Below are 26,489 nucleotides of genomic sequence, written 5' to 3' on the forward strand. Positions count from 1 at the left end.
TTTCCTGCGCTAGACTACGAAACGCATGACCGTCTTGTCGAGCGCCTCGGCACCACGCATGAGCGTGGCGCTCTCGCGCGCAATCAGATCGCAGGCGCCGGCCGATTTCTCCGCGTCCTCGGCGACTTGCTGGATTGCCGCGCTGACTTCGCGTGCGGCCACCAGCTGTTCGTCGGCCCCGCAGGAAATCTCGGAGATCGCCTGAGTGGTCCGGGCTACGCCGGCCACGATCTTTTCGAAGGCCTCGCCGGCCTGACGCGAGATGTCGCTGCCCTGGGCGATGCGCTTGACCGATTCGTTGATCAGCTTGGAAATTTCCTTGGCCGCCTGTGACGAACGCTCGGCGAGCTTGCGAACCTCGTCGGCTACCACGGAAAAGCCCAGTCCGTGCTCGCCGGCGCGCGCCGCTTCGATGGCGGCGTTGAACGCCAGCAAGTTGGTTTGGCTGGCGATTTCGCCGATCACCTTGATGATTTCACTGATGTCTTCCGACGATTTATTGATCAGCTCCATCGATTCGATCGAGCGCGCGATCGCTTTGGCGCCGCGCTCGGCTTCCTGCTGGGTGTCCTTGGCCAGGCCGTCGGCGCTGCGCGAGTTGTCGGCAATCGAGTTGATCGAGGCGGTCAGCTCTTCGACCGAGGCGTTCATTTCCTCGACCGTCGCGCCAAGCGATTGCGCACCGCCGGCCACCGTATTGGCGCGCCCGGCGATGTCCTGCGAGGATGCCGAGAAGCCGCTGGCGGATTCGACCACCTGGCCGATCACGCCGCGCAGATCGTCGATCATGTGCTTGATGCCGGCGCCGAGCTGGTCGATCGGATCGGTACCGCCAATCACGATCTGCCCGGTCAGGTCGCCCGCGGCAGCGCCGTTGACGACCTCGAGCAGGGCGGCCACCTTGCGCTGATCATCCTCGGCGCGCCGCCTGACCTGCTCCTCCAGCTCGACCTGAGCGGTGACATCGGTGGCGAACTTGACCACTTTGCTGAGCCGGCCGTTGCCGTCGTCGATCGGATTGTAGGTCGCCTGGATCCAAACCACCCGGCCACCCTTGCCCAGTCGCTTGTACCGGCCCGCGTCGAACTCGCCACGGTTGAGCTTGGCCCAGAAGGTGCGATAGTCGTCGCTGGCCGTATAAGCGTCGTCGCAGAAGATGCGGTGATGCTTGCCCTGAATCTCCTCGAGTCGATAACCCATGGCGTCGAGGAAATTCTGATTGGCCGTCAGTATGTTGCCGCTCGGATCGAATTCAATCACCGCCTGCGCCTTGTCCATCGCGCGCACCTTGCCTTCGTACTCGGCATTGCGCTGGCGTGCGGCGGTGACGTCGGTGGCGAACTTGATCACCTTGTACGGCTTGCCGTCGGCGTCGAACACGGGGTTGTAGGAGGCATTGATCCATATCTCGCGCCCGTCGCGGCCGATGCGCTTGTATTCGCCATGGTCGAATTCCCCGCGGCCGAGCTTTTCCCAGAACTGGCGGTAGGCGGCGCTCTCGGCATAGGCGGCTTCGCAGAACATGCGGTGATGCTGGCCACGGACTTCGTCGAGCGTGTAGCCGAGAACCTGCAGGAAATTGTCGTTCGCATGCAGCACGATACCGTGCAGATCGAACTCGATGACCGCCTGTACTCGATTCAGCGCCGTGCTGACGGCACTCAGTTCGTGCAGTTCCATCTGCCGCTCGGGCGTTGAGTGTTCCATTGCGTGCTCCTGGTTGTACTGGTTGTGTTGGCCTGGACAATGGGGTTGCACCGCGTTGCGCGCCGGTACAGGTGCGCAACGCGGTTTCGATCCGCAAGCTGCCGGGGTCTGGGCATTGCATATGCCTGGCTGTCTTGCGGATTGCGACATCGTGCTCGGTTTAACGGCCCGCAATAGCGGTGCTTGAGGCAGGGGTTACCCTAATGCATTGAAATACATATCGGATGCCTATGTTTCCCGAAGAATGGGAATTGACGTCGCTGACAGGGCCGCGCGGTGGCACGAAGATCCGCTGTGGCAGGGCTCGCCAGGGAAAAGGTGTGCGTGTCCTGGTGGGGCGACGAACCGGGTCGCCGGGCGTCATTGGACGCAATGGGCGCCCGGGCGGCGGCCAGCTTGCCGCACCCGGGCACGTCGCTTGACCTATTTATTTTCCGCGTCGGGCGTCGCGCGTCCGGTCATGCGACCCAGCACGTCGACCCGTTGCACCAATTGATGGTAGACAACGGCCAGTACGTGACCAGCAATCAGCGCATAGGTGGCCCATGCCAGCAGGCGGTGCGTCTGACCGGCCAGATGGGCCAGTGGGCGGTCGGGCGATGTCATCGCCGGCACCTGGAACAGCCAGAACCAGTCGATCGGATGGCCGCCGGCATAGGAGTTGAGGTAACCGCTGATCGGCATGCCGAGCAGAATCAGATAGAGCAGGCCATGGCCGATATGGGCAAGCGCTCGCTCGATTGCCGGAATGCGGGCCGGCAACGCCGGCACCGTGCCGGACAGGCGGGTGAAGATGCGAATGAGAGTCAACACCAGCACCGTCAGTCCGATCGACTTGTGCAAGGTGAACCACATCACCCGATGCGGATCGTGGCGATCCAGCTCGGTCATGTACCAGGCCAGCGGGATGACGATGAACATGCACAGCGCGCTGAGCCAATGCAGCAGCCGCAGGGCGGCGGAGTAGGTCGCGGGTCGGGGCAGCGTGCTGACGGCTGCCGAGGCGGCGGTTCGCGACGATTCAGACATGGGGAATTTTTTCCGTTGTAAAAAGATCGTGCCCACACAAGTCGGGCACAAATGCGTTCCCCTCTGATTGACGCAATGCAAAAGAGTTTCCAACGAGACGATCAACAGTTGATGCGCGCGGACGCGGATCCGCACGCAGGCAGACATCAAGGACTCCTTCACATTGTATTCACCCAGGATGCGACGCTACCCGACGGCGCTCGGCGGTCGTGGCGTGAGGGCTGCTCAGTCGGGTTCGCCGGGGAGGGTGTTCGGATATGTCCTGACGCTTTCCTTGAAGGCGCGCACCAGTTTGAGCATCGGTCCGAGCGCCCATGTGTTGTGCGTCAGACTGGGCGCACGGCGGCAGCACCGACGGGTAATGATCGTCATTGGCCCGCCCGGAGCACCGCACCGTGCGCGAGCGCGTCGCTCGCCCGGGCGTCATGGCAAAATCGGTTTGTCCCGGTTACCTACAGGAGCGCTGCCCGCGATGTTCGTCCCCCGTGAGCACTGGTATCCCGTTCTGCAAAGCTGCGAACTCGGTCGCAAGCCATTGGGCGTCGAGCGCTTCGGGCGTCGGCTGGTGTTCTGGCGCACGGCGGATGGCCGGGCGCATGCGCACTTTGACCGCTGCCCGCACCTTGGCGCCCAACTGAGCGAGGGCACGATCGACCGCGATTGCCTGACCTGTCCGTTTCATGGATTTGCCTTCGATGCGCAGGGACAGTGCCGCCGGATTCCGGCTGTCGGACGTCAAGGCAGGATTCCCAGGGGGCATGGCGCTCGACGCGTTCGCGGTGCGCGAGGCGTACGGGCTGCTCTGGCTGTGGTGGGGCGCGCCCCGCGCGGCCTACCCGGCGCTGCCTTTCTTCCCCGAATTGGAGGACGGCTGGCGTTACGGCACCGAGACGGTCGAGTGGCCGGTGCACTACACGCGCGCCATCGAAAACCAGCTCGACGTAGCTCACCTGGCGTTCGTCCATCGCACCACCATCGGCGCGGGCGGGCGAAGTTTTGTCGAGGGCCCCTATGTGGAGAGCGACGACGACGGAATTCGGGTATGGGTGAGCAATGCCGTGGATGTCGGCCAGAGCCCGCGCGCTCTGGCCGAACTCGCCGCCGCGGCCGCCGGCTCGGCCCCCGGACTGAGCTTTCGGTTTCCGGCGTTATGGTTGCTGAACCTGGGCGCGCGCCAAAAGAACATGATCGCCTTCGTGCCGGTCAACGAAAACACCACGCGCTACTACCTGCGTTTTTACCACCGCGTGCGCAATCCGCTGCTGGCCAGGCCGCTCGAGTTCGTCATGGGGCTGAGTAACCGCTTCATTCTGAACCAGGATCGTCGAGTGGTCGTCACGCAAACGCCGCCAGACAGCGGGCACGCACAGCACGACCGCCTGATCGGCGCGGACCGCGCGATCAGCGAATTTCGCAGCTGGCACCGCCGCATGCGCGATATGCCGGCGACCCAGGCCGCGCCGCTCGCCGACGAGCGATAATGTGCGGCGAGGTCGCGTCGCGGCGGCGAACTCATCTACAGCGTCGCGCTCTGGCGGGCGTTACGATTCGCCAGGTATCTCAAAGGAGGCTCCATGCCGGATCTATCGACAATAGGCACGTTCGTGGCCGTGGTACTTGGCCTGTTTCTGATTCCCGGCCCGGCGGTCCTGCTGGTGCTCACACGCACCGTGCAGGGCGGGCCTCGTGTGGGGATCGCCACTGGTCTGGGGATTGCCACCGGCGACGCGCTCCATACGCTGTGTGCTTCGATCGGCCTGTCGGCGCTGCTGATGACCTCGGCGCTGGCTTTCAACGTGGTCAAATGGATGGGGGCGGCCTATTTGGTCTACCTCGGTATGCGCGCACTGCGGGCCAAGCCCGTCAAATCGAACGAGCCAGCGAGCGATCTGACGGAAGTGCCGGAGATATCCCGGGTGGCGACGTCGCTGACGGCTGGCCGAGCTTACCTCCAGGCCATTCCGACCGAGCTGCTCAACCCCAAGACGGCGCTGTTTTTCCTGGCGTTCCTGCCGCAGTTCGTCCATGCGTCGCAAGGCGCACCCTTTGTGCAGTTTGCAGTGCTGGGCGCAATTTTCGTCATGCTCAGCGCGCTCTACACATCGCTGATCGCCCTGACCATCCGGCCGTTGGGCCGGATGCTGAAACGCCTCGCCTGGCTAAGGCGCTGGCAAAACCAGCTGATTGGCCTGATATTCATTTCGCTGGGCCTCAAGGTCGCCACGCAGACGCGCTAGCCGGCCAGGCCGCTCATTCGACCAATCATGCCGTCTCGGTGGCGGCCTGCTGGCTGCCGCCGAACATAAAGCTCGACACGCTCAGGCCACCGGCGAAATCGTCCTCGTGATAGACCAGCGCGGCCGGCTCGTGCTCGGCCGCCCCGAGGGCGACCATCAGCGGCAGCAGGTGTTCCTCGCGCGGGTGCGCCTGGCGCGCCGAGGGTGCGGCCTCCCAGGCGGCGAGTGCGGTACTGCGACGGGCCGCATCGGTGTCGGCCAGGGTCTGCCGCAGCCAGGCGTCGAACGCCGCGGACGGCGCCTGGCCGGCCGGACCGAACACGCGCAGATTGTGATAGCTCAGCCCGCTGCCGATGATCAGCACGCCTTCGTCGCGCAGCGGCGCGAGCGCGCGTCCGAGCGCCAGGTGCTCGAGCGGATCGAGCCCGTGCCTGAGCGAGAGCTGCACGGTCGGCATGTCGGCATTGGGGTAGATGACTGCCATCGGCGCATACATGCCGTGGTCGAAGCCGCGTTGCGCGTCGAGCCGGGCGGCTATGCCCGCGCTCCCGAGCAAGCCATGCACCCGGGTCGCCAGCGACGGCATACCCGGCGCCGCGTAGGCGATCTGGTAGGTATAGTCGGGAAACCCGTAATAGTCATAAATCATCGGCGGCTGCGGGTGCGCCATCGCCGTGAACTCCGGCGCTTCCCAATGGGCCGAGATCATCAGCACGGCCTTGGGGGCCGCTCCCACCAAATGCGGCATTTGCCGCAGCGCCGCGGCCAGGCGGTCGTAGCGGCCGGCCAACTGATCGGTCATCCAGGGCCACGGGCCGCCGCCGTGGGAAATAAAGAAAGTGGGGAGTCTGGGCGAGGTCATGGAGGCCTTGGAGGTCGTGGTGTGTTTCGTCTGCCCGCCGTTCAGGCGCCCATGCGTTCGGCCTGCTGCCATGCCAATTGCGCGATGCGCTCGAAGCGTGCCGCCATGGCCGGCGCGTTGGCGCTGGCGGCGGTGCCGCGTGCCAGCCGTCCCTTGATGCCATGGACGATCGCCGCGAAACGGAACATATTGAAGGCGATATAGAAATCGAGATCGGCGATGCCTTCGCGCCCGGTGCGGCGGCAATAGCGCGCAACGTACTCGGCTTCGTCGGGAATGCCGAGCGCGGCCAGATCGGCACCGGCGATGCCGCCCAGAATGTCGGGCGGCATGCGGTACATCATCACGTGATAGGCGAAGTCGGCCAGCGGATGCCCGAGCGTCGACAATTCCCAGTCGAGCACCGCCAGAATGCGCGGCTCGCTCGGATGAAAGATCATGTTGTCGGCGCGGTAGTCGCCGTGCACGATGGCGGTTTCGTCGCCCGGCGGGATGTGCTCGGGCAGCCACGCCAACAGTCGATCCATGTGCGGGTCGCGCCCGGCATCGGTGTCCTCGATGTACTGGCGCGACCAGCGGCTGATTTGCCGCTCGATATATCCGCCGGCGCGCCCGTAGTCGGCCAGGCCGAGCGCGGTGTAATCAAGTCGATGCAGTGTGGCGAGCGTGGCGTTCATCGCGTCGAAGTAGGCGTCGCGCTGTTCGGTGGGCACGCCAGGGAAGGTTGCATCCCAGAAGACGCGACCCTCGACCATGTCCATCACGTAGAACCAGGTGCCGATCACCGCATCGTCGACGCACAGGCCATGGACGTGCGCGACCGGAAAGCCGGCACCGGCCAGTGCGGTGAGCACGCGGGCCTCGCGGTCGACCGCGTGCGCGCCCTTGAGCAATTCGCCGGGCGGTTTGCGGCGCAGCACATAGCTGCGCGCCGGCGTCACCAGCCGATAGGTCGGGTTCGATTGCCCGCCCTGGAACTGTTCGACCGTCAGCGGGCCGCTGAACCCCGCCACGTTGGCCCGCATCCACTCGCTCAGGCGCGCGACGTCGAAACGGTGCGCCTCGCGCACCGGCATGGTCGAGCCGCTCATCGGTGGGCCCCCGACGCTTCACGCTTGATCTTCTTGGCCAGCGCCCACTTGTGCACCTCGGTCGGGCCGTCGTAGATGCGGAACGCGCGGATTTCGCGGAATACCTGCTCGACGATCGTGTCGCGCGTCACGCCGGTGCCGCCCATCACCTGCACGCAGCGGTCGGCCACGCGAAACAGCGCATCCGAGACGGCGACCTTGGTCATCGAGCTTTCGGTGGTGCCCAGCGAGCCGGTATCGAGCACGTCGGCGCACCAGTCGATCATCAGTTCGGCCTGCTTGAGATCGATCAGGTTATCGGCCAGCATAAAGCCGACGCCTTCGTGATCGATCAGCGGCTTGCCGAATGCGTGGCGCCTGACCGCATAGGCTGTGGCGATCTCGTGCGCGCGCGTGGCCGCGCCGTGCCAGCGCATGCAATGTGACAGGCGTGCCGGCGACAGGCGCACCTGCGCATACTTGAAGCCCTGGTCGACCTCGCCCAGCACGTCGCGCGAGGGCACGCGCAGATTGTCGATCTCGATCACCGCATGGCCACCCGGCATCGCACCGTCGATGGTGTCGAGCACGCGCGCCACGCGAATGGCCGGGTGGGGCAGTTCCACCAGGAACATCGTCGCCGCCAGCGCTTCGCCGCTCGACGTTTTCGCCATCACGATGCCGACCCGGGCGCCAACCGCGCCGGTGATGAATGCCTTGCGGCCGTTGATGACCCAATCGTCGCCGTCGCGCTGCGCCGTAGTCTGCAGCATCGAGGGATCGGAGCCGGCGCCGCCGTCGGCGGCCGGCTCGGTCATGAAAAATGCCGAGCGTGCCTCGCCGGCCACCAGCGGGGCCAGGTAGCGCGCCTGCTGCTCGGCCGTGGCGACCTTGCCCAGCAACAGCATGTTGCCTTCGTCGGGCGCGGCCGTATTGACCGCCACCGGCCCCAGCGGAGAGAGGCCGGAGCGCTTGAGCACCAGCGCCGTCTCGCGCTGGCTCAGATGGCTGCCGTCGGGCAGGATGTGCGGCGTCATCACGCCGGCCGCGCGCGCCAGCGTGCGCATCTCATGCACCATTTCTTCGCTGGGGCCGTGGCTGCCGTAGCGCGGATCGTGTTCGAACGGCGCGACGACGTCGCGCACGAACGCTTCGACGCGATCGGCAATCGCCTGTGCGCGCTCGGAAGCGCCGGTTCGGGGGGCCTGGTCGGGATGATTCATGGCGTGAAGCTCTCTCGGTCAGTATGGACGGGCAGGGCTTGCGCGTCTCGCAGGCTTCATCATAGCGACGAATCCCGCTCCTTACATGGGAGCCCGCACTTTTCTTGTCGGCATGGGCTTTGCCCCGACCCACACGCGGAAATGACCGTTGCCATAAAATGCCTGCACAGTGACCGACGCTATCGGCGGGCAAGCGCCGCCGGCCGGCCCAACCCCATGCCAACGAACGAATCAGGAGTCTTGCGTGAGCCAACTTTTTCAGCCGCTAGCGATCGGCAAACTGCAACTCGATAACCGCATCGTTATCGCGCCCATGTGCCAGTACTCTGCCGAAGACGGCTCGGCGGGCGACTGGCACATGATCCATCTCGGCCATCTGGCGCTGTCCGGCGCCGGGCTCTTGATCACCGAGGCCACGGCGGTGTCGCCCGAGGGGCGCATCACCGCGAACGATCTTGGCCTGTATTCGGATGCCAACGAGGCAGCGCTGGCCCGCGTGCTCGGCGCTATCCGTGCGTACGCGCCGATCCCCATAGCCATGCAGATCTCGCATGCCGGGCGCAAGGCTTCGAGCCAGGCGCCCTGGGCGGGCGGGCTGCAGATTCGCCCGGGCGAGCCGGGCGGCTGGCAAACCGTCGCCCCATCGGCCGTGCCGCATGCCCAGAGCGAGGCGCCGCCCACCGCGCTCGACCGCGCCGGTCTGGACAAAGTGCGAGCGGATTTTGCCGCCACGGCCCGGCGCGCCGCGCGGCTCGGCATTGATGGCCTGGAGATCCATGCCGCGCACGGCTATTTACTGCACCAGTTCCTCTCGCCGCTGGCCAATCATCGCGACGACGAATATGGCGGCAGCCTGGAAAACCGCATGCGCTTCGTGCTCGAGGTGTTCGATGCGGTGCGTGCCGAATTTCCGGCCGACAGGCCCGTCTGGGCGCGCATCTCCGCTACCGACTGGGTGCCCGGCGGGTGGGACATCGACGGCACGGTGGCGCTCTCCCAAGCGCTCAAGGCGCGCGGCTGCGCGGCGATTCACGTGACCACCGGCGGCGTCTCGCCGGCCCAGGCGATCAAGCTCGGGCCGGGCTATCAAGTGCCTTACGCGCAGCGCGTAAAGGCCGAGGCCGGCTTGCCGACGCTTGCGGTCGGGCTCATTACCGAGCCTGAGCAAGCCGAATCGATTATCGCGAATCAGGAGGCCGACGCGGTGTCGCTGGCCCGCGCGATGCTCTACGATCCGCGCTGGCCGTGGCATGCCGCCGCCAGGCTCGGCGCCCAGGTGAATGCGCCAAAGCAATACTGGCGTTCGCAGCCGCGTGAGTTCAAGGATTTGTTCAAGGGCGCCAGCTTCGGCCAGCGGTAGATAAGCGACGCCCGCCATGCAACGGCATGGCGCGGGCATCAAAATGAGCGCCCCGGCCGGATTCGCATCGGGCCGGGGCGCTGTTTCGAGGTGCCGCTAGATCATCTCCAGCGCCAGCGCGATGCCCTGGCCGCCACCGATGCATAGCGTGACCACGCCGCGCTTGAGTCCGTCGCGCAGCATCGAATGCAGCAGGCGTGTCGTGAGCACGGCGCCGGTCGCGCCGATCGGATGGCCGTGCGCGATCGCGCCGCCTTCGACGTTGACGATATCGACGGCCAGCCCGAGTTCGCGCGTGCAGGCGATTGCAATGGCGGCAAATGCCTCATTGATCTCGACCCGGTCGACCGTCGCCAGCGGCCAGTTGGCTCGCTCCAGAGCCTGACGCACGGCCGGCACCGGACCGAGTCCGAACATACCCGGCGCGACCGCCGCGACCCCGTAGCTGACCAGGCGCGCCAGCGGCATCAGGCTGTGCTGCTCGGCCCAATGGCGCTCGGCCACGATCATCGCGGCGGCAGCGGTATTGAGTCCGGGCGCATTGCCGGCGGTAATCGTGCCGTCCTTGCGAAACGCCGGCTTGAGCTTGGCCAGCGACTCGGCCGTGGTGTCGGGCCGGTTGTGCTCGTCCTTGACGAACTGCTCCGCGCCTTTGCGCCCCCGGATTTCAACCGGCACGATTTCCTCGCCGAACTTGCCCGCCGCCTGCGCCGCGGAAAACGCCTGCTGCGAGCGCAGCGCCCAGGCATCCTGTTGTTCGCGCGTGATGTTGAACTGGCTCACCAGATCTTCCGTATGCCAGCCGGAGTGCTGGCCACTGAATGCGTCGTTCAGGCCGTCGTGCAGCATGCTGTCGATCACCGCGCCGTCGCCCATGCGCAGACCCCAGCGACCCTGCGGCAGAAGGTAAGGGGCCAGATCCATGTTCTCCATGCCGCCGGCGATTGCGCACTGAAGATGGCCGCTGGTGATTTCCAGTGCGGCGCTGACGATCGCTTGCGCACCGGATCCGCATACGCGGTTGACCGTCATCGCCGGCACTTCGATCGGCAGGCCGCCGGCGATGGCGGCCTGGCGAGCCGGATTCATTTTGGCGCCGGCCTGGATGACCTGGCCGAAAACCAGGCTCTGGACCTGTGCCGGGTCGAGCTCGGCACGCTTGAGCGTCTCGCGCACCACTGCGGCGCCGAGGTCGGTGGCAGGCACGCTCTTGAGCGTGCCGTTATAAGTGCCGATAGCGGTGCGCAGCGGGGCGCACAGAACGATTTCCGGCAAGGACATTATGAAGCTCCTGTAACAATGGATGGAAGGTGGAACAACGCGGCTTACCAGTCCGACTCTTCGTCGCTGCGCCAGGCCTTGCGCAGCTTGTCCCGCTGTTCCTTGGTCAACACCGCTTCGATTTGCCGATGCGCGGCGATCGATGCGTCGTACATTTGCTGCCGGAGCTGGGCAAAGTCTTTCTCGGCCTTCTCGATGGCGGCGTTGTCGCGCTGCGGCGCCTCGTAGAGGTCGCGCAGCTTGGCCTGCTGATCCATGATCTGACCCATCAGCGCCCAATGCGCACGCCGCGTGTCGTCGTGTATGCGATTGATTTTGGCGAGCTGTTCCTGCGTCAGGCCCAGCTCGCTACCCCAGCCATAGCCGCCATAGCGGCCATAACCGCCCATCATGCCCGGGCCCATGCCGCCGTAGCCGCCATAGCCGCCCATCATGCCCGGGCCCATGCCGCGGTAGCCGCCATAGCCGCCGTAACCCCCCATCATGCCCGGCCCCATGCCGCCGCCGCAGGGCCCGTAGCCCGGTCCGTAGCCGCTTGTCGCGGCGGCGCCGTCCGCGGCGGGCGCGGCATGCCCCAGCTGCGAGGCGCCGAACAGCGCCACGGCAAACGCGCAGGCGATGAGTAGATTGGAACGTTTGACCTCGGAGATTCTCATGATCGTTTCCTTCTCGTAATGACAACAATCTGCCCGACCGGGCATGTGCGGCCCCTTGATCGCACGGCGCGATCCGTTGCCCGAGAAAGCCAATCGTCAGGGCGACGGCAGGTACCTTCCAAGTCTAGGAAAGCCGGGCCGGGCGGCGTTGATATAAGTCAAGGATGCTGGCCTGCGATGCCGGCAGCCGGGCGGATGCCGACCGGGCCGGGCTACCAGATCTGCTGGTCGTCGCGCAGCAAGCTCTGGTTGAGTTGTTCGCGTTGCCGTGGCGTGAGGATGGCTGCGATACGACGGTGTTCCGTTTTCGAGACGTCGACTACCTGCCGCCGGAGCTGGTGTATGGTTTGCACGGTGGCGTGGATGGCGGGTCGGTCAGGCGTTGGCGCTTGGTAGAGCTCGCGCAGAATGGCGTGCTGGCCTCTGATGGCGTCCATCAGCGACCAGCGTTGTCGGCGTGCCCGATTGCGAATATGGTCAATGGCGGCGCGTTGCGCGGTGCTCAGGCCCAGTTCATCGCCCCACCGGTCGACGAGTGTCTGCGTGCCGGGCGACTGGCTTGCTGTGACGGCGCCGCGCGGCCGGCCGGCTGCCGCCCCGCTGGACGAGGTACCACTGGCTGTTTGCGCGAGCGCCGGAGCGGCAACGAGGAGCATGGCGACGAGCGCGCGGCTCGTGCGCCATGCGAGGGAGTGCGTTATCGCTAACTTCGGATATCGAAACGTTCGGGCGCCCATCGGCATCGAAAAGGCGCCCCGGATAAATGCAGATCAGCGCGCGCGTACCGCTCGCTGTACTTTTTGTGCCGCGAGCGCGACACCGTAGCTGACCGCGAGAGCCGCCATCAGCCACAAGCCGCCGAACAGCATACCGCCGCCGAATAGCCAATCAGGGTTGTATAAGGCATGCATCGCATTGTCTCCAGAATAAAAAAACCGTCCGGCACGCTGGGCTGAGCCGCCGGACGGCTGCAAATCCCGGCAGGCATCCCCTCCCGACCGGGCGACGGAGACTGAACTTGCGCGGTGTTCCACACAAGACCTCAGTGTCATGGATGCAAGTTTAAAGAGAGCCGCCAGATGGAGCTTGACGTAGGTCAAGAAAGCCGCTTGGCAGCGGCATGATTCAAGGCTCGCGCCCGCGGCGGGGAGCCGCGGACGGGGCTGCGCAGGCTCGGCTTAGGAGAACGAAGGCGCGCGCGGTTTCTGCGTAAAGTCGAAACCATCGAGCAGGTTGTACGCGTTGGCATCGCGTTCCTGCATTGGCGCCAGGCCGAAGCGCGCCTCGATCAGGGCGAGCACCGACACGGTATCGGACACGCGATGGTCGACGTAGCCGCGCCGCGCCCACGGGCTGACCAGCAGCGCCGGGATGCGCGTGCCGCAGCCGTAGGCGTCGGGGTGCGGCGGCTTGACGTGATCCCAGAAGCCGCCGCCTTCGTCATAGGTGATGACCACCGCCGTCTTGTTCCATAGCGGGCTCGCCCCCAGCGCGGCGAGCAGGCTCGAGACCCACTGCTCACCCCAGCGCGGCGCCGAATCGGCGGGATGTTCGTCATGCGCGCCGGTGGCCTTGATGAACGACACGTGGGGCAAATGCCCGGCTCTGACATCCTCGAAAAAATCGTTGCTGTCGCGCATATGGCCGCCCTTGACGTTGGCGAACCAGCTCGGGTAGTACTGGAACGGATTGTGATGCGGCACGTATATGCCGATGTTGTCGACCACGGCCGAGCCGTCGCCGGCGCCGAACGCGGTCTTCATCGCCCATGGCTTGACCGCATTCCAGTTTTCGTTGTACCAGGCCCAGGAGCGGCCCGCGGCATTGAGCCGGTCGCCGATGTTCGGATAGGACTGCTCATCGGGCGGCGGCGCGATCTTGAGATTGCCGAACGATGCCTCGGTCGGTCCGTTGAGCGGGGGCAGGTCGTTGATCAGCACGCCCTGCGCATCGTACGGCTTGTCATACACCGGCGGCGTGAGGCTGCCCGTGAGCTTGTGCGGCGCGGCGTGCCAGACCGCCGAGCGCGCGGCCGCCAGATACAGCGCGTTGCCCGTCGAGCCGCCCGACATGGCCTGGAAGAAGTGATCGAACAGGACGTATTCGTCGGCCAGCCGGTGGTACAGCGGCAGGTCTTCACGCGTGTAAAAACCCAGCACTGCGCCCGACGGGGCCGACTCGGCCATCATCATTTCGAGCGGGTCCGTCAGCTTGGCGGCCGGGCCGTGCGGTTTTTTCGCCAGGGCGAGTGCGACGAAACGATCCATCGCGCCGTTGTCGATCTGCGCCTGCATACGGAAGAAATGGTGCTGCGGGTCCCAGTGCACATTGTGGCTCGCAGGGATGTACGGCGCGAGATGAAATGGCTGGTTCTCGAGCAAGGCACTCTGGAATCCGGGAATGTCGTCGGGTACCGGCAAATAGGCGTAAGGCACTCCCGCCGGGTTTTTCTGCAGACCGGTAAAACGCGGGTCGACCTTGCCTTCCTTGTCGAGCAGGTTGTTGACAAACGCGCCGGACGGCGACTGATAGGCGCCGAAATAGTGATCGAAGCTGCGGTTTTCCTGATAGATCACCACGATGTGCTCGATCTTCTCGCGCAGACCCTTGAGGTCGGCCGGCGCGGGCGCCGCGTGTGCCAGAGTGGCGAGATTGGTGCCGGCGAATGCGGCGCCGCCGGCGGCCGCCATCCCTTTGAGAAAGTCCCTGCGGCTGGGCCAAATGATCGTCATGTGCTGCTCCTGCGAGTCGATGAGTGAAGTGACGAGCCTCGGCCGGTCGCGCCGAGGGCGGTAGCATCGCAAAGTAGCATTGCCATATGACGGACATTTGATGGCCGAAACAGTTTAACCGGGCTGCGGTTGCGATCCAGACCGCACATAGGACGTTGCCGAATACCAATTTTGAGTGTATATACACATTTATGAGTTTATCTCCAAAAAATCAGGCTTCCCCGTTCGCCGCATGCGTGGAGTGCAAGTGCTCGGCGCTGCGCCGTGCCAGCCGCGCGGTCACGCAGCACTACGAGATTTCGTTTCGCGGCACCGGCCTGCGCGCGACCCAATTCACCGTGCTGGCGGCGCTGGCGCAAACCGGGCCGCTGCCGTTGAGCGCATTGGCGGCGATGCTCGGGCTGGAGCGTACCTCGTTGACACGCAACCTCCGTCCGCTCGAGAAGAAGGGTTTCGTCGCCTCCGCGGCGAATGACGACCATCGCGTGCGCCTGATCGAAATTACTCCGGCCGGCGAGCGCACCGCGCTAGCCGCGTTGAGCGCGTGGCAGCGGGCTCAGGCAACCGTTGACGGTGTGGTGGAGGCGACCCTCGGGCAGGGGGTGCTCGACAAGATGTTGCATGGTGGCGGGCACAGCGGTACGGGCGATAAGGGCGATAAGGGCGATAAGGGCGATAAGGGCGGAAAGCGAGGGGCGGCATAGTCTGGGCGTGTGAGTGTCTGTCGCCCTTTTTTTTGATCAAAAAGGTGTATATACACGGAGGTGGTTTATGGAAATCGATCTACTGGCGGCGGTCGCGTTGAGCGCGAGCGCGTCGATCACGGTGGCGACACTGGCCATTGGCTTCGGCGCAGATGTCCTGGCTCGAGCGCGCATTGCCGTCGTGCTCGCGGCGTGGTTCGCATTGATCGTGGCGCTGGCAGCTACTCGTGCATTGCATTATCCGGACGGCGTCGGCGCGCCCGGACTGGGATTGGTCGTGCTGTTGCCGCCGGTTGTGATCGTCGCATATGCCCTGCGCTCGCCGGCACTGCGCCGGGCGTTGATGGCCGTCCCGTTGGCCGCGCTGGTGGGAGTCAACAGCGTGCGCGTGCTGGGTGTCCTGTTCCTGGTAATGCATGCGCAGGGGCGTCTGCCGGCGCCGTTCGCATTCCTGGCGGGCGTGGGTGACGTGCTTGCCGGGCTGGGCGCCGCATCACTGGCGTGGCGGCTTTATCGCCAAAAGCCGGTGGCGCGGGGCCAGTTGTGGATCTGGAACGGCTTTGGCCTGGCTGATTTGGTCAATGCCATCGCGCTTGGCGCCCTGTCGGCACCCGGCCCGCAGCAACTGCTTTTCGGCGCCTCGAACACCAACGTGATGACCACGCTGCCATGGCTGCTCATTCCCGCTTTTCTGGTGCCGCTACTCGCATGCACGCATCTCGCGGTGTTCTACCGGCTTGCCAAAAGCCGGGTGAGCGAGGTGCGCGGCACCGGGTGGGGGCGAAATCCCAAGGGCGCGGATTAGCCATTGGCCACACGCCGGGCCTCTGGCCGGGACGCGGGCGCGATATCGTTCGGTGCGGCGGACGCGGTGAGCGTTGCCTCGCCGACCTGAAACGTCGACATGGCCGTTTGCAGGTGCCGCGCCTGCTCGGAGAGCGACTGCGCGGCCGCGGCCGCCTGCTCGACCAGTGCCGCGTTTTGCTGGGTCATGCCGTCCATTTGCGTGACCGAGGTGTTCACCTGTTCGGCGCCGGCGCTTTGCTCGGCCGCTGCAGCGGCGATCTCCTGCACGATGCCGGTGACGCGCGCGAGCGCACCGCGTGCCTCGTCGATGGTCGCGCCGGTCTTTTCCACCAGCTCGGCGCCGGTGCCGACCTTGTCGACCGCGTTGTGGATCAACGCGCGGATTTCCTTGGCCGCGCTGGCGCTGCGCTGGGCCAGCGTGCGCACTTCGCCTGCCACCACCGCGAAGCCGCGCCCCTGCTCGCCGGCGCGAGCGGCTTCCACGGCGGCATTGAGCGCGAGGATGTTGGTCTGGAACGCAATGCCCTCGATCGCGGCGATGATGTCGCCCATCTTCTTCGATTCGTCGGAGATGCCCTGCATGGCGGAGACGGCCTGCGCAGCCATCTCGCCGCCGCGATCGGCGATTTGCATCGCACTGGCTGCCAATTGGCTGGCGTTCCTGGCGTTGTCGGCGGTCTGGCGCACCATCGAGGTGATTTGCTCCATGCTCGAAGCGGTTTCCTCGAGCGACGCGGCCTGATTTTCGGTGCGGCGCGAGAGGTCGGCGTTGCCGTTGGAGATCTCCCGCGAGGCCGCGGCGACGTTGTCGGCGGCGAGCTTGACCTGGCCGATGATCTGCGTGAGCGCGTCGCGCATGCGGCTGATGGCGTGCATCAGGCTTTGTCGATCGCCGGAGCGCGTGCCGATGGCGATCGCCAGATTACCCGCGGCGATCGCGTCGGCCACATGCGCGGCATCGGCCGGATCGCCGCCGATCGTGCGCAAAATGCTGCGGTTGGTCAGCGCCACCAGCGCGCCCAGCAGCAGCGCCATCGTCACGAAGATGCCGCCTGCCAGATAGAGCGAGTGCATGAAGGCGGCGTCGATGTCGTCGACGTAGGCGCCGGTCGAGAGAATCCAGTCCCACGGCGCGTAGCGCAGCACGTAGCCGATCTTGGGCACCGCGAGCGCGGGCGTGACGTGCGGATGCGGAAACACATAATCGACAAAGCCGCCTTGCGGCGCTTGGGCGGCCTTGGCGAAGGCCAGGTAGTGATGCCCGCCGTCGGCATCGGTGACATGGCCCAGATCCTTGCCGTCGAGTGCCGGCTTGATCGGGTGCATCACCATCTGCGGCTTCGAATTGATCACCAGGAAATAGCCGTCCTTGCCATAGCGGATGCCTTGCAGGCGCTCGAGCGCCTGTTTCCTGGCGTCGGCCTCGCTGAGCTTGCCGCTTTGCGCGAGCCCCGCGTATTCCTTGACGATGGCCAGGCCGATCTGCGCCGCGTTGACCAGGTCGTTCTTGCGCTCTTCGATGCGCGTCTGGCGCGCCATATACGCCGCTGAAACCGACACCAGCAATAACGCGATCAGGCTGACGAGCAAAGGGGCCCAGAGCTTCTGGGTAAAGGTGAGTCGGTGCATCCAAATGTCTCCGTCCAGGTGCCGCCACCGGGTCGTGCATTGCGACCGGCATGAAGTGGGCGCCGCGGTCGGGCTCGGCTACTGTGCGGCAACCCCTTTCCTGGTTATCGGCAGATCGACGGGAATTGTTTAAAAAATATGACAACCGCCTGCGATCGGACGCCCACAGGGGGTTCGCGGCACCCCGCTAGGCGCACTCGATGCGGTTGCGGCCGTTATGCTTGGCGCGATAAAGCGCCGTGTCGCTGCGCGACAATGCGGCGTCGGCGCTGGCGTCGGTCGCATACATGGCGGCCAGGCCGATACTGACGGTAATGGGGATGAGCCGCCCGGCATCGACGAACGGCGTATTGGCGGTGCGCAGCTGGATGCGCCGGGCGAACCGGTTGGCCTGGGCGACGTCGGTGCCGCTGAGCACCACGGCGAATTCCTCGCCGCCGACACGGCCGACGATATCGTTTTCCCGCACCTGGGCGCGCAGCAGCGCGGAGAAGTGCCGCAGCACCGCATCGCCCACTGCGTGACCGTAATTGTCGTTGATCGTCTTGAAGTGATCGAGATCGCACATCAGCACGGCCGTCGGCGCGCTGGCCGCGCGCCGCATGCGAGCCAGCTCGGCGTCCATGCAGGTCATGAAATAGCGCCGGTTCGGGATCTGGGTGAGGAAGTCGATGGTGGCGAATTCCTGCAACTCGGCCTCGATGCGCTTGCGTTCGGTCACGTCGGTGATGAAGCCGTGCCACACCGTGCCGCCGTCGGGCAGGCGGCTCGGCCGCGCGGCGCCCTGGCGCCAGCGCAGCCCTTGCCTGGGCAGCACCACCCGATATTCGAGGTGCCAGGGCTTGAGGGTGGCGGCCGATGCGGCCAGCGAGGTGCGATAACGCTCCAGGTCATCCGGATGGACGAGTCGATGCAGGCAATCGGCATCGCGCATGACCTGCTCCGGCGTGACCTCGTACATGTCGCGAATACCGGCGCTGGCGTAAGAGAAATGCCCGTGACCCTCCGGCCATTGGCGATACTGGAACACCAGGCCCGGGACTTCGTTGGTCAGATTGGTGATGAGCTCGACGCTTTGCTGCAGCCGGTCCGACAGGCTGCGCATGGCCGAAATATCGGTGGTGGTGCCGATCATGCGCAGCGGCCGCCCGTCGGCATCGCGGCTGACGACCTTGCCGCGGCTGGAAATCCATTTCCAGCTGCCGTCCTTGCAGCGGATGCGATGTTCCACCGTGTAGCTGTCGGTCTTGCCGTCGAAGTGCGCCTGGATGGTGGCTTTGACGTATTCCAGGTCGGCCGGGTGCACGCGCGTATAGCTCTCTTCGATCGCGTCGCCGAGTTCGTGGGGCGCGTAGCCCAAAATGGCCTTCCAGCCCGGCGAGTAATAGATCCTGCCGGCGGGCACGTCGCGGTCCCAGATGCCGGTGCCGCTGCCGTCGATGGCCAGCGCCATGCGTTGCGCGTCTTCCATCAGCGTCGACGGGCCGGGTCCCGGCTCGGCGTGGTGCTGATCGTGCGCGGCGGCGGCCGTGTGTCGAGCGTCCTCTGGCGCCATGATTGTTTCCCCGATCTCGAAGCTTGCAGCAGCCGATGACCGTGCCCGGCGCCATCGGGTGAGCCGCCATGCGGGCCGGCTCCCTACGTCTCAGTCTCTGCCTGTTATTGTTCTCGTGCTCCCGCCCCCGCGAGCGCACGCAGCGTTTCCTTGATCTTGCCGACCCGTGCGCCCAACTCCGTGTGGGCTGCCTCGATGCGCAACTTGTCCTGCCCGGCCAGTTTGACGTGGCGGTCGCGCTGCACCAACTCGATGATGCGTAGTGCATCGATCGGCGGGTCTGGAATGAATTGTAACGAAATAGCGGCTTCCGAGGCATCGATTTTGGCGATGCCCAGCGGTTTGGCGATCAGCCGCAAGCGATGCGTCTCGATCAGCGCCTGCGCTTGCGGCGGCAGCTTGCCGAAACGATCGACCAGTTCCTCCTGCAGCGCGTCGATGGCATCGCGCGAGGTGCCGTTGGCCAGGCGCTTGTATAGCGACAGGCGTTCCTGCACGTCGGCGCAATAGTCGCTGGGCAAAATGGCCGGCACATGCAGGTTGATCTCGGTGGTGGCCGCCAGCGGCGCGGTCAGGTCGGGCTCGCGCCCGGCCTTGAGCGCCTTGACCGCATCGGCCAGCATGTCGCTGTATAGCTGAAAGCCGATTTCCGTCATCTCGCCTGACTGCTTGTCGCCCAGCACCTCGCCCGCGCCGCGGATTTCCAGGTCGTGCATGGCCAGGTAAAAGCCTGCGCCCAGTTCCTCCATCTGCTGAATGGCTTCGAGCCGGCGCTGCGCCTGCTTGGTCAGTGCCTGCGGATCGTGCACCAGCAAATAGGCATAGGCCTGATGGTGCGAGCGCCCGACCCGTCCCCGCAACTGATGCAACTGGGCCAGGCCGAATTTGTCGGCGCGATGCATCAGGATGGTATTGGCGGTCGGCACGTCGATACCGGTCTCGATTATGGTGGTGCACAACAGCACGTTGGTGCGCTGCGTCACGAAATCGCGCATCACCTGCTCCAGGTCGCGTTCGTGCATCTGGCCATGTGCCACGGCAATGCGCGCCTCGGGCACCAGCGCCTCGAGCATCGCGCGACGGTTCTCGATGGTCTCGACCTCATTGTGCAGGAAGTAGACCTGGCCGCCGCGCTTGAGCTCGCGCAGGATGGCCTCGCGGATCGTGCTGTCGTCCTCGCGCCGCACGAAGGTCTTGATCGCCAGACGCTTTTGCGGCGCCGTGGCGATGACCGAAAAGTCGCGCAGCCCTTCGAGCGACATGCCCAGCGTGCGCGGAATCGGCGTGGCGGTGAGGGTCAGCACGTCGACCTCGGCGCGCAGCGCCTTGAGCGCCTCCTTCTGGCGTACCCCGAAGCGGTGCTCCTCGTCGATGATCACCAGCCCCAGGCGCTGGAACTTGACCTCGCTCGACAGGAGCTTGTGCGTGCCGATGACGATATCGACCTGGCCTTCGTTGATGGCCTTGATCGACGCCGAGATTTCCTTGCCGCTCCTGAAACGGGACAATTCGGCGATGCGCACCGGCCATTCGGCGAAGCGGTCGGCAAAAGTTTGCGCATGCTGCTCGGCCAGCAGCGTGGTGGGCGCGAGCAGCGCGACCTGCTTGCCGCCCATGATGGCGATAAAGGCGGCCCGCAAGGCCACTTCGGTCTTGCCGAACCCTACGTCGCCGCACACCAGGCGGTCCATTGGCTTGCCGCTTGTCATGTCTGCAATAACGGCAGCGATCGCCGCGGCTTGATCCGGGGTTTCCTCGAAGCCGAACGAATCAGCAAATTTTTCGTAGTCGCGCGGCGACATCTCGAACGCATGGCCGGCGCGCGCGGCGCGGCGTGCGTACAGATTGAGCAGCTCCGCCGCCGTGTCGCGAATCTGCTCGGCGGCGCGGCGCTTGGCCTTCTCCCACTGGCCCGAGCCGAGCGCATGCAGCGGCGCGGTATCCGGATCGGCGCCCGAGTAGCGCGAGATCAGGTGCAATTGCGAGACCGGCACATACAGCTTGGCGCCGCCGCCGTATTCGAGATGGAGGAACTCGGTCTCGCCTTCGCCCAGGTCCATGCCGACCAGGCCGAGGTAGCGGCCGATGCCGTGCTGGCTGTGCACCACCGGGTCGCCGATCTTCAACTCGGCCAGGTCGCGCACCATCGAGTCGACCGAGCTGACCTGTTCCTGGCGGCGCCGTCCGGCGCGCCGCACGGTACCTTCGAAAAGTTCGTTCTCGGTGATGACCGCCAGGCCCTCGGCGGGAATCTCGAAACCGGTGGCGAACGGCGCGACCGTCAGCGCGACGCGCGCGTCGCTGCCGTGCAGGAATTCCTCCAGCGACTCGCATGCGGTCGGCCGGATGTCATATTCGTTGAGCAACTGCTGCAGCGTCTCGCGCCGACCGGGCGAGTCGGCGCACAGCAGCACGCGCTGCGGCGTACGGGCCAAATAGGCGCGCAAGGCCGCCAGCGGGTCGTCGGCGCGGCGATTGACGGCCAGCGGCGGCAGCGCCTGGGCCCAGGTGCCGTCGCCGGCTGCCGGCAGCGCCAGTCGCGCGAACGGCTTGGCGAATATGAAAAAGTCGTCGTCGCGCAAGAACAGGCGCTCGGGCTCGAGAATCGGTCGCTCGCGGTCGTGCGAGAGAAAATTGAAGCGCTGGCGGGTGTCGCTCCAGAAGCGCTTGATGGCGGCGTCGAGGTCGCCGCACATCACCAGATGCGCGCCCTCGGGCAGGTAATGGAACAGCGTGGCCGTTTCGTCGAAAAACAGCGGCAGGTAGTATTCGATGCCTGCCGACGGCACGCCGATGCCCAGATCCTTATAGATCGGGCTGCGCGTCGGGTCGCCCTCGAAGGTCTCGCGCCAGCGCGCCCGCGCGGCGGTGCGGGCCGCTTCGTCGAACGGAAATTCCCGCCCGGGCAGCAGCCGCACTTCCTTGACCGGATAGAGGCTGCGCTGGGTGTCCGGATCGAACGCGCGAATGGTTTCGATGGTGTTGTCGAACAGGTCGAGCCGGTACGGTAGCGGCGAGCCCATCGGGTACAGATCGATCAACCCGCCGCGCACGCAGTATTCGCCCGGGCGCATCACTTGGCTCACGTGCTCGTAGCCGGCCAGCGTCAACTGGGACTTCAGGCCCGCCTCGTCGAGCGTATCGCCCTGCGTGAAGAAAAACGTGTAGGCTGCCATGAAGCTGGCCGGCGCCATCCGGTACAGCGCGGTGGTGGCGGGCACCAGCACGATGTCGCAGCGCCGGCTGCTCAGGTCGTGCAGGGTGGCCAGGCGCTCCGAGACGAGATCCTGGTGCGGCGAGAAGGCGTCGTAGGGCAGCGTTTCCCAGTCGGGCAGCAGGCGCACGCGCGCCTCGGGCGCGCAGTGTCGCAGTTCCTGCAGCAGGCGCAGCGCATCGGTGGTGTTGGCGCACAGCACCGTCAGCAGGGGGATGGCATTGCGATGGGCGGCAAAATAGCGCGCGATCAGCAGCGCGTCGGCGGAGCCGTGCGACCCGGCGAAGGCATAGCGCTGCCCACTTTTGACCAGTGCGAAGGGCAGTGCCGGGGTGTCGTTTTCAGGCATAAATACGAATTATTCGGGAGGCGACCTGCGAACAGGGCAGGCCGTATTATAAAATCCTCCCCTGTGTCTTACTCCCTTTTCTTATTCTTCTGACCGTGGCCGATCGACTTTTTGCCGTCATCCCGTGCGCCGGGACGGGTTCCCGCGCCGGCGCAGAGGTGCCCAAGCAGTACCGCAGTATCGCGGGCCGCGCCATGCTCCACTACACCCTGGCGGCGTTCGACGCCTGTTCGGAATTTGCCCAGACCCTGGTGGTCCTGGCCCCGGACGACACCCATTTCGACGGGCGCCGCTTCGGCGCGCTGCGTTTTGCCGTCAAGCGCTGCGGCGGCGCCACGCGTCACGCGTCGGTGCTCAATGGCGTGCGCGCGCTGGCCGAATACGGCGCGCAGGACAGCGACTGGGTGCTGGTGCACGACGCCGCCCGCCCGGGTATCACCGCGACGCTGATCCGCACGCTGGTGGCTGCGCTCAAGGGCGATGCGGTGGGCGGATTGCTGGCCTTGCCGGTACCCGACACGCTCAAGCGGGCCACTCCCGGCGACGAGCCGCGCGTGGCCGCCACCGAGCCGCGCGACGGCCTGTGGCAGGCGCAGACGCCGCAAATGTTCCGCCTCGGCCTGTTGCGCGAAGCGCTCGAGCAGGCGCTGGCCAACGGACAAAGCGTGACCGACGAAGCCAGCGCGATCGAACTGATGGGGCACGCTCCCCGCTTGGTGCAGGGCAATCTGCGCAATTTCAAAGTCACCTACCCGGAAGATTTCGCGCTGGCCGAAGCCATGTTGCGCGAGCCGCCCAAGGAACCCCGATGAGCGCCACGATGTTGCCCAAACTCCGCGTCGGCCAAGGCTACGACGTGCACGCGCTGGTGCCTGGCCGCGCGCTGGTGATCGGCGGCGTGACGATTCCGCATAGCGCCGGGCTGCTCGGCCACTCCGACGCCGACGTGCTGCTGCATGCCATTACCGACGCACTGCTGGGTGCCGCCGCGCTGGGCGACATCGGCAAGCATTTTCCCGATACCGACCCGACCTTCTATGGCGCCGACAGCCGCACACTGCTGCGCGAGACGCTGCGCCGAGTGGCCGAGGCGGGCTGGCACGTGATCAACCTGGACTGCACCGTGATCGCCCAGGCGCCCAAGCTCGGCCCGCATATCGCGGCCATGCGCGAGGCCATCGCCGCCGATCTGGGCGTGGCCGTCGAACAGGTCAACGTCAAGGCCAAAACCAACGAAAAGCTCGGATACCTGGGCCGGCAGGAGGGCATCGAGGCCCAGGCGGTGGTGCTGGTGGGCGGCGCTTGACGCTTAACCGCCTGGCCTCACTGCCAAGTCGCACAGGCTAGTGTGAGCGCGCAGCCGGCGCATGCCGCCGCCATGCAAGATCCGACTCCGCAGTAACGCAACGGGCGCTCGAGGCGCCCGTTGCCGTTTAGCGGCCGCCGCCTTGGCGACCGCCTCCGCCCGGTATTAACCCTAGTTGCACATCGGCATGAAATCTCCGACATTAAATTAAATAGAAAATCTATTATAAATTTTATTTAAAGGTGCCGACGATGCATGGCGTCCAGGTTGGGAGCGGATGGGACAGGCGTGGGATTTGCCGCGCGAGCTCAGCGGCGGCGATAGAAGGTCAGCGCTTCGCGGGCCGCGCTTTCGTAGCATTTCTCGAGTTGCTGGAGGTGGTGCGCGGCCTGTTGCAGCAGTTCCTGCGTGCGGGACAGGCGGCCGACTTCCTGCTGCAGCACTTCGCGGCGCAGCGCGGCATAGGCCTCGCAGACTTCGGTGCCCTGTTCGGTCGCCGCGTAGTAGACGCCGACGCGCCCGGCGCCGGACTTGCTCACCAGGCCGGCTTTCATCAGCTTGCGCAGGCCGTATTGCACGTTGGCCAGGTCTTGCCGATTGGTCACCTGCATCAGCTCCTTGATCATTTTGGGTCGGCCGTGCATGCAGATCACGTGCAGCAACGCGTTGTCCTGCCCGTTGAGTTCGATGCCGGCGACCGCCGCCAGGCAGGCCGACTGCCAGCGCACGAAGGCTTCCTGGGTGCGCATCAGCGCGTATTCGAAATCGGTGAGGGCGGTGCTCGGCGCATCGGTGGCCAGGTGCCAATGGTGCGGCGCGGCCTGGGCGGCGGACTTGGTTTTTTTTGCGGCGGACGTGTTGGGCATGGAGCGTGTTCCGAGGCGGAGCCGGCATTGCAGCGATTGTAGCGGTTTGCGCCTGCCGCGACATCGCAGATTGCGCGGCAGGACGATTTTCGTTTTACCAACCAAGCATATCAACGGAGGCAACATGAGACGTCTGCTGGCAACCCCCGACTTCCTGCTCGGCACCTTTGCATCGAACTGTTCCGGCGGCATGTCGGTCACGCAGATCGACGAGCGCTGGAACAATTCCTGGGACAACAATCTTCGTCTGGCGCGCTTGCTCGACGAGGCCGGCATCGATTTCATGCTGCCGATCGCGCGCTGGATCGGCTACGGCGGCGCGACCGACTTTCACGGCTCGGTGTTGGAGACGGTGAGTTGGGCCGCCGGCCTGCTGGCCAGCACTCAGCGCCTGACGGTATTCGCCACGCTGCATACCAGCGCCAACCATCCGGTGGTGGTCGCCAAGCAGATAGCCACGCTCGACCATATCGGCCGCGGCCGCGCCGGGCTCAATATCGTCGCCGGCTGGAACAGGCCGGAGTACGAAGCATTGGGATTGACCTTGCCCACCGACCATGAGACCCGCTACGGTTATGCGCAGGAGTGGTTCGACATCGTCGAGAAGCTCTGGACGCATCCGGCCCCGTTCGATTGGCACGGCAAGTATTTCGATCTGAAGCGAACCTACGGCCTGCCGGCGCCGTGGGACGGCAGGCCGCCGATCCTGAACGCGGCCGGCTCGGGACAGGGGCGCGAGTTCGCGCTGCGCAATGCCGATTTTCTGTTCACTCCCGCGATCGATCTTGCCCGCTCCCAGGCCGAAGTGGCCGACCTCAGGCACAAGGCCGCAGCGGTCGGGCGCGAGGTGGGCGTGCTGACCTTCTCGCACGTCGTGTGCCGGCCGACCGAGCGCGAAGCCCAGTCGTTCCACAAGCATTTCGCCAACGACCGCGCCGACTGGGCCGCGGTCGACAACCTCGTGGCGCTGCAGTTCGCCAATGCGCAGTCGTTTCCGCACGACCTGCTGGCGCTCATTCGCGACCGCATGGCGGCCGGGCATGGCGGCTACCCGCTCACCGGCACGCCGGAGCAAGTGGCCGATGGCATTTGCGCGCTGGCGGCGGCCGGCTTCAAGGGGACCACGCTGTCGTTCGTCGACTACGCCGAGGAATTCCCGTACTTCCGCGACAACGTGCTGCCGATTCTCGAAGCGCGTGGCATCCGCGCGCCGCGCGAGGCGCTCGGCCAAACCGTGGCAGTGGCCGCATGAGCGCCGCCGCGTGCCAGGGCGGTTGGCCGGCGCAGGCCGACACGCAGGACTTCAAGCGCGCCATGCGCCAGCTCGCGGGCGGGGTGAGTGTGGTCACCGTGCAGGCCGGCACGCGGCGCAGCGGATTCACCGCAACCTCGGTGAGTTCGCTGTGCGTCGACCCGCCCACGCTGATCGCCTGCGTGAACAAGGTCAGTTCGTCGGCCGCGCTGCTGCGCGAGACACGCCACTTCGGCGTAAGCGTGCTCGCCGAGCCGCAGCAGCTCGTCGCCGAACGGTTTGCGGGCATGGGCGGCACGGCCGGCGAGCAGCGCTATGCCGGCACCGACTGGTTGCGCCTGACGCCCGACGGCGCGCCGGTCATGGCGCATAGCCTGATCGCACTGGACTGCTGCGCGGAAGACATGATCGAGCGCCACTCGCACTGGCTTCTGATCGGCCGCGTGCGCGCCGTGCGCCAGAGCGATGCATCCGCGCCGCCGCTGCTGTACTGGAACGGCGCCTACCGGCGCCTGTCGGCCAGCGAGCCGTTGCGCACGGAAAGCCAGACCCGGCGCTAGAAAAGCAATATTCAAATCACCAGGAGACGCGGCGACCCGTCGCAAGACCGGCGCGCCGCCGCATTGAACGAGACAACCGAGACCATCCTC

The 26,489-nt window shown here is 65.8% G+C and carries 24 protein-coding genes and 1 pseudogene; 10 read left to right on the forward strand and 15 right to left on the reverse strand.

Annotated elements, in window-relative coordinates; genetic code table 11:
• Nucleotides 1-9: 9 nt before the first annotated feature.
• The 3 genes from PATSB16_RS05885 to PATSB16_RS20810 form a co-directional block, all read right to left on the reverse strand.
• The gene (locus tag PATSB16_RS05885) at nt 10-1,707 is read right to left on the reverse strand and encodes a methyl-accepting chemotaxis protein (RefSeq protein ID WP_047213128.1); all 1,698 of its coding nucleotides are present in this window, start codon (nt 1,705-1,707) and stop codon (nt 10-12) included.
• Nucleotides 1,708-2,130: 423 nt separating this feature from the next.
• Complete coding sequence (locus PATSB16_RS05890) at nt 2,131-2,736, reverse strand: cytochrome b (protein WP_052892587.1); 606 nt, start codon at nt 2,734-2,736, stop codon at nt 2,131-2,133.
• A gap of 225 nt (nt 2,737-2,961) precedes the next feature.
• A complete protein-coding gene (locus tag PATSB16_RS20810; protein ID WP_156884621.1) occupies nt 2,962-3,108 on the reverse strand; it encodes a hypothetical protein in 147 nt (48 codons plus the stop codon).
• A gap of 100 nt (nt 3,109-3,208) precedes the next feature.
• Here PATSB16_RS20810 and PATSB16_RS21290 point away from each other — a divergent pair.
• The 3 genes and pseudogenes from PATSB16_RS21290 to PATSB16_RS05900 form a co-directional block, all read left to right on the forward strand.
• Nucleotides 3,209-3,412: pseudogene (locus PATSB16_RS21290) on the forward strand (Rieske 2Fe-2S domain-containing protein); the annotation flags it as partial.
• A gap of 19 nt (nt 3,413-3,431) precedes the next feature.
• Nucleotides 3,432-4,217 carry a hypothetical protein gene (locus tag PATSB16_RS21085; RefSeq protein WP_237170305.1) on the forward strand — a complete coding sequence of 262 codons (786 nt, stop codon included), beginning with the start codon at nt 3,432-3,434 and terminating at the stop codon, nt 4,215-4,217.
• Between the two features lie 93 nt (nt 4,218-4,310).
• The gene (locus PATSB16_RS05900; protein WP_047213132.1) at nt 4,311-4,973 is read left to right on the forward strand and encodes a LysE family translocator; all 663 of its coding nucleotides are present in this window, start codon (nt 4,311-4,313) and stop codon (nt 4,971-4,973) included.
• Between the two features lie 25 nt (nt 4,974-4,998).
• Here PATSB16_RS05900 and PATSB16_RS05905 read toward each other — a convergent pair whose 3' ends face one another.
• Genes PATSB16_RS05905 through PATSB16_RS05915 form a run of 3 tightly spaced genes read right to left on the reverse strand, consistent with a single transcriptional unit; the run spans nt 4,999 to nt 8,128 of the window.
• Nucleotides 4,999-5,835 carry a DODA-type extradiol aromatic ring-opening family dioxygenase gene (locus PATSB16_RS05905; protein WP_047213133.1) on the reverse strand — a complete coding sequence of 279 codons (837 nt, stop codon included), beginning with the start codon at nt 5,833-5,835 and terminating at the stop codon, nt 4,999-5,001.
• Nucleotides 5,836-5,876: 41 nt separating this feature from the next.
• Nucleotides 5,877-6,926 (reverse strand): phosphotransferase, encoded by a 1,050-nt coding sequence (locus PATSB16_RS05910; protein ID WP_047213135.1) that lies wholly within the window; start codon nt 6,924-6,926, stop codon nt 5,877-5,879.
• Nucleotides 6,923-8,128, reverse strand: coding sequence for an acyl-CoA dehydrogenase family protein (locus PATSB16_RS05915; protein WP_047213137.1), 1,206 nt, complete (start codon nt 8,126-8,128; stop codon nt 6,923-6,925). Before PATSB16_RS05915 ends, PATSB16_RS05910 begins: the two co-directional genes overlap by 4 nt.
• 244 nt (nt 8,129-8,372) lie before the next feature.
• Between PATSB16_RS05915 and PATSB16_RS05920 the strand changes: the two genes are divergently transcribed.
• Entirely contained in the window at nt 8,373-9,488 is a 1,116-nt protein-coding gene (locus PATSB16_RS05920) for an NADH:flavin oxidoreductase/NADH oxidase (RefSeq protein WP_047213139.1), read from the forward strand.
• A 96-nt stretch (nt 9,489-9,584) separates the two neighbouring features.
• Here PATSB16_RS05920 and PATSB16_RS05925 read toward each other — a convergent pair whose 3' ends face one another.
• The 5 genes from PATSB16_RS05925 to PATSB16_RS05940 form a co-directional block, all read right to left on the reverse strand.
• Entirely contained in the window at nt 9,585-10,769 is a 1,185-nt protein-coding gene (locus tag PATSB16_RS05925; RefSeq protein ID WP_047213140.1) for a thiolase family protein, read from the reverse strand.
• 44 nt (nt 10,770-10,813) lie between these two features.
• Nucleotides 10,814-11,425, reverse strand: a complete 612-nt coding sequence (locus tag PATSB16_RS05930) for a Spy/CpxP family protein refolding chaperone (RefSeq protein ID WP_047213142.1) — start codon at nt 11,423-11,425, stop codon at nt 10,814-10,816.
• Between the two features lie 212 nt (nt 11,426-11,637).
• Nucleotides 11,638-12,081, reverse strand: coding sequence for a Spy/CpxP family protein refolding chaperone (locus PATSB16_RS05935; protein WP_072628613.1), 444 nt, complete (start codon nt 12,079-12,081; stop codon nt 11,638-11,640).
• 114 nt (nt 12,082-12,195) lie between these two features.
• Nucleotides 12,196-12,336, reverse strand: coding sequence for a hypothetical protein (locus tag PATSB16_RS20815; protein ID WP_156884623.1), 141 nt, complete (start codon nt 12,334-12,336; stop codon nt 12,196-12,198).
• 267 nt (nt 12,337-12,603) lie between these two features.
• The gene (locus PATSB16_RS05940; protein WP_047213145.1) at nt 12,604-14,157 is read right to left on the reverse strand and encodes a phospholipase C; all 1,554 of its coding nucleotides are present in this window, start codon (nt 14,155-14,157) and stop codon (nt 12,604-12,606) included.
• Between the two features lie 191 nt (nt 14,158-14,348).
• Between PATSB16_RS05940 and PATSB16_RS05945 the strand changes: the two genes are divergently transcribed.
• Nucleotides 14,349-14,861, forward strand: a complete 513-nt coding sequence (locus tag PATSB16_RS05945) for a MarR family winged helix-turn-helix transcriptional regulator (protein ID WP_083566696.1) — start codon at nt 14,349-14,351, stop codon at nt 14,859-14,861.
• A 67-nt stretch (nt 14,862-14,928) separates the two neighbouring features.
• Nucleotides 14,929-15,666: a hypothetical protein gene (locus tag PATSB16_RS05950; protein ID WP_072628614.1), complete on the forward strand. Its 738-nt coding sequence runs from the start codon at nt 14,929-14,931 to the stop codon at nt 15,664-15,666.
• On the opposite strand, the gene PATSB16_RS05955 is transcribed toward PATSB16_RS05950, so the two are convergent.
• The 3 genes from PATSB16_RS05955 to mfd form a co-directional block, all read right to left on the reverse strand.
• Nucleotides 15,663-17,297, reverse strand: coding sequence for a methyl-accepting chemotaxis protein (locus tag PATSB16_RS05955; RefSeq protein WP_083566698.1), 1,635 nt, complete (start codon nt 17,295-17,297; stop codon nt 15,663-15,665). The genes PATSB16_RS05950 and PATSB16_RS05955 overlap by 4 nt on opposite strands.
• A gap of 187 nt (nt 17,298-17,484) precedes the next feature.
• Nucleotides 17,485-18,852, reverse strand: a complete 1,368-nt coding sequence (locus PATSB16_RS05960; RefSeq protein ID WP_083566700.1) for a sensor domain-containing diguanylate cyclase — start codon at nt 18,850-18,852, stop codon at nt 17,485-17,487.
• Nucleotides 18,853-18,956: 104 nt separating this feature from the next.
• On the reverse strand, nt 18,957-22,415 hold the full coding sequence (mfd, locus tag PATSB16_RS05965) for a transcription-repair coupling factor (RefSeq protein WP_047213146.1): 3,459 nt from the start codon (nt 22,413-22,415) through the stop codon (nt 18,957-18,959).
• A 95-nt stretch (nt 22,416-22,510) separates the two neighbouring features.
• On the opposite strand from mfd, the gene ispD reads away from it, so the two are divergent.
• Nucleotides 22,511-23,227, forward strand: coding sequence for a 2-C-methyl-D-erythritol 4-phosphate cytidylyltransferase (gene ispD, locus PATSB16_RS05970; RefSeq protein ID WP_047213148.1), 717 nt, complete (start codon nt 22,511-22,513; stop codon nt 23,225-23,227).
• 8 nt (nt 23,228-23,235) lie between these two features.
• Nucleotides 23,236-23,721, forward strand: coding sequence for a 2-C-methyl-D-erythritol 2,4-cyclodiphosphate synthase (ispF, locus tag PATSB16_RS05975; RefSeq protein ID WP_047216308.1), 486 nt, complete (start codon nt 23,236-23,238; stop codon nt 23,719-23,721).
• Between the two features lie 308 nt (nt 23,722-24,029).
• On the opposite strand, the gene PATSB16_RS05980 is transcribed toward ispF, so the two are convergent.
• On the reverse strand, nt 24,030-24,587 hold the full coding sequence (locus tag PATSB16_RS05980) for a winged helix DNA-binding protein (RefSeq protein WP_052892589.1): 558 nt from the start codon (nt 24,585-24,587) through the stop codon (nt 24,030-24,032).
• A gap of 124 nt (nt 24,588-24,711) precedes the next feature.
• Between PATSB16_RS05980 and PATSB16_RS05985 the strand changes: the two genes are divergently transcribed.
• Both PATSB16_RS05985 and PATSB16_RS05990 read left to right on the forward strand, forming a co-directional pair.
• Complete coding sequence (locus tag PATSB16_RS05985; protein WP_047213150.1) at nt 24,712-25,839, forward strand: LLM class flavin-dependent oxidoreductase; 1,128 nt, start codon at nt 24,712-24,714, stop codon at nt 25,837-25,839.
• Complete coding sequence (locus PATSB16_RS05990) at nt 25,836-26,399, forward strand: flavin reductase family protein (RefSeq protein ID WP_047213151.1); 564 nt, start codon at nt 25,836-25,838, stop codon at nt 26,397-26,399. Before PATSB16_RS05985 ends, PATSB16_RS05990 begins: the two co-directional genes overlap by 4 nt.
• The last annotated feature ends 90 nt before the right edge of the window (nt 26,400-26,489 follow it).

Origin of the sequence: Pandoraea thiooxydans (genome assembly GCF_001931675.1) — a bacterium.
Classification (GTDB): Bacteria; Pseudomonadota; Gammaproteobacteria; order Burkholderiales; family Burkholderiaceae; genus Pandoraea; species Pandoraea thiooxydans.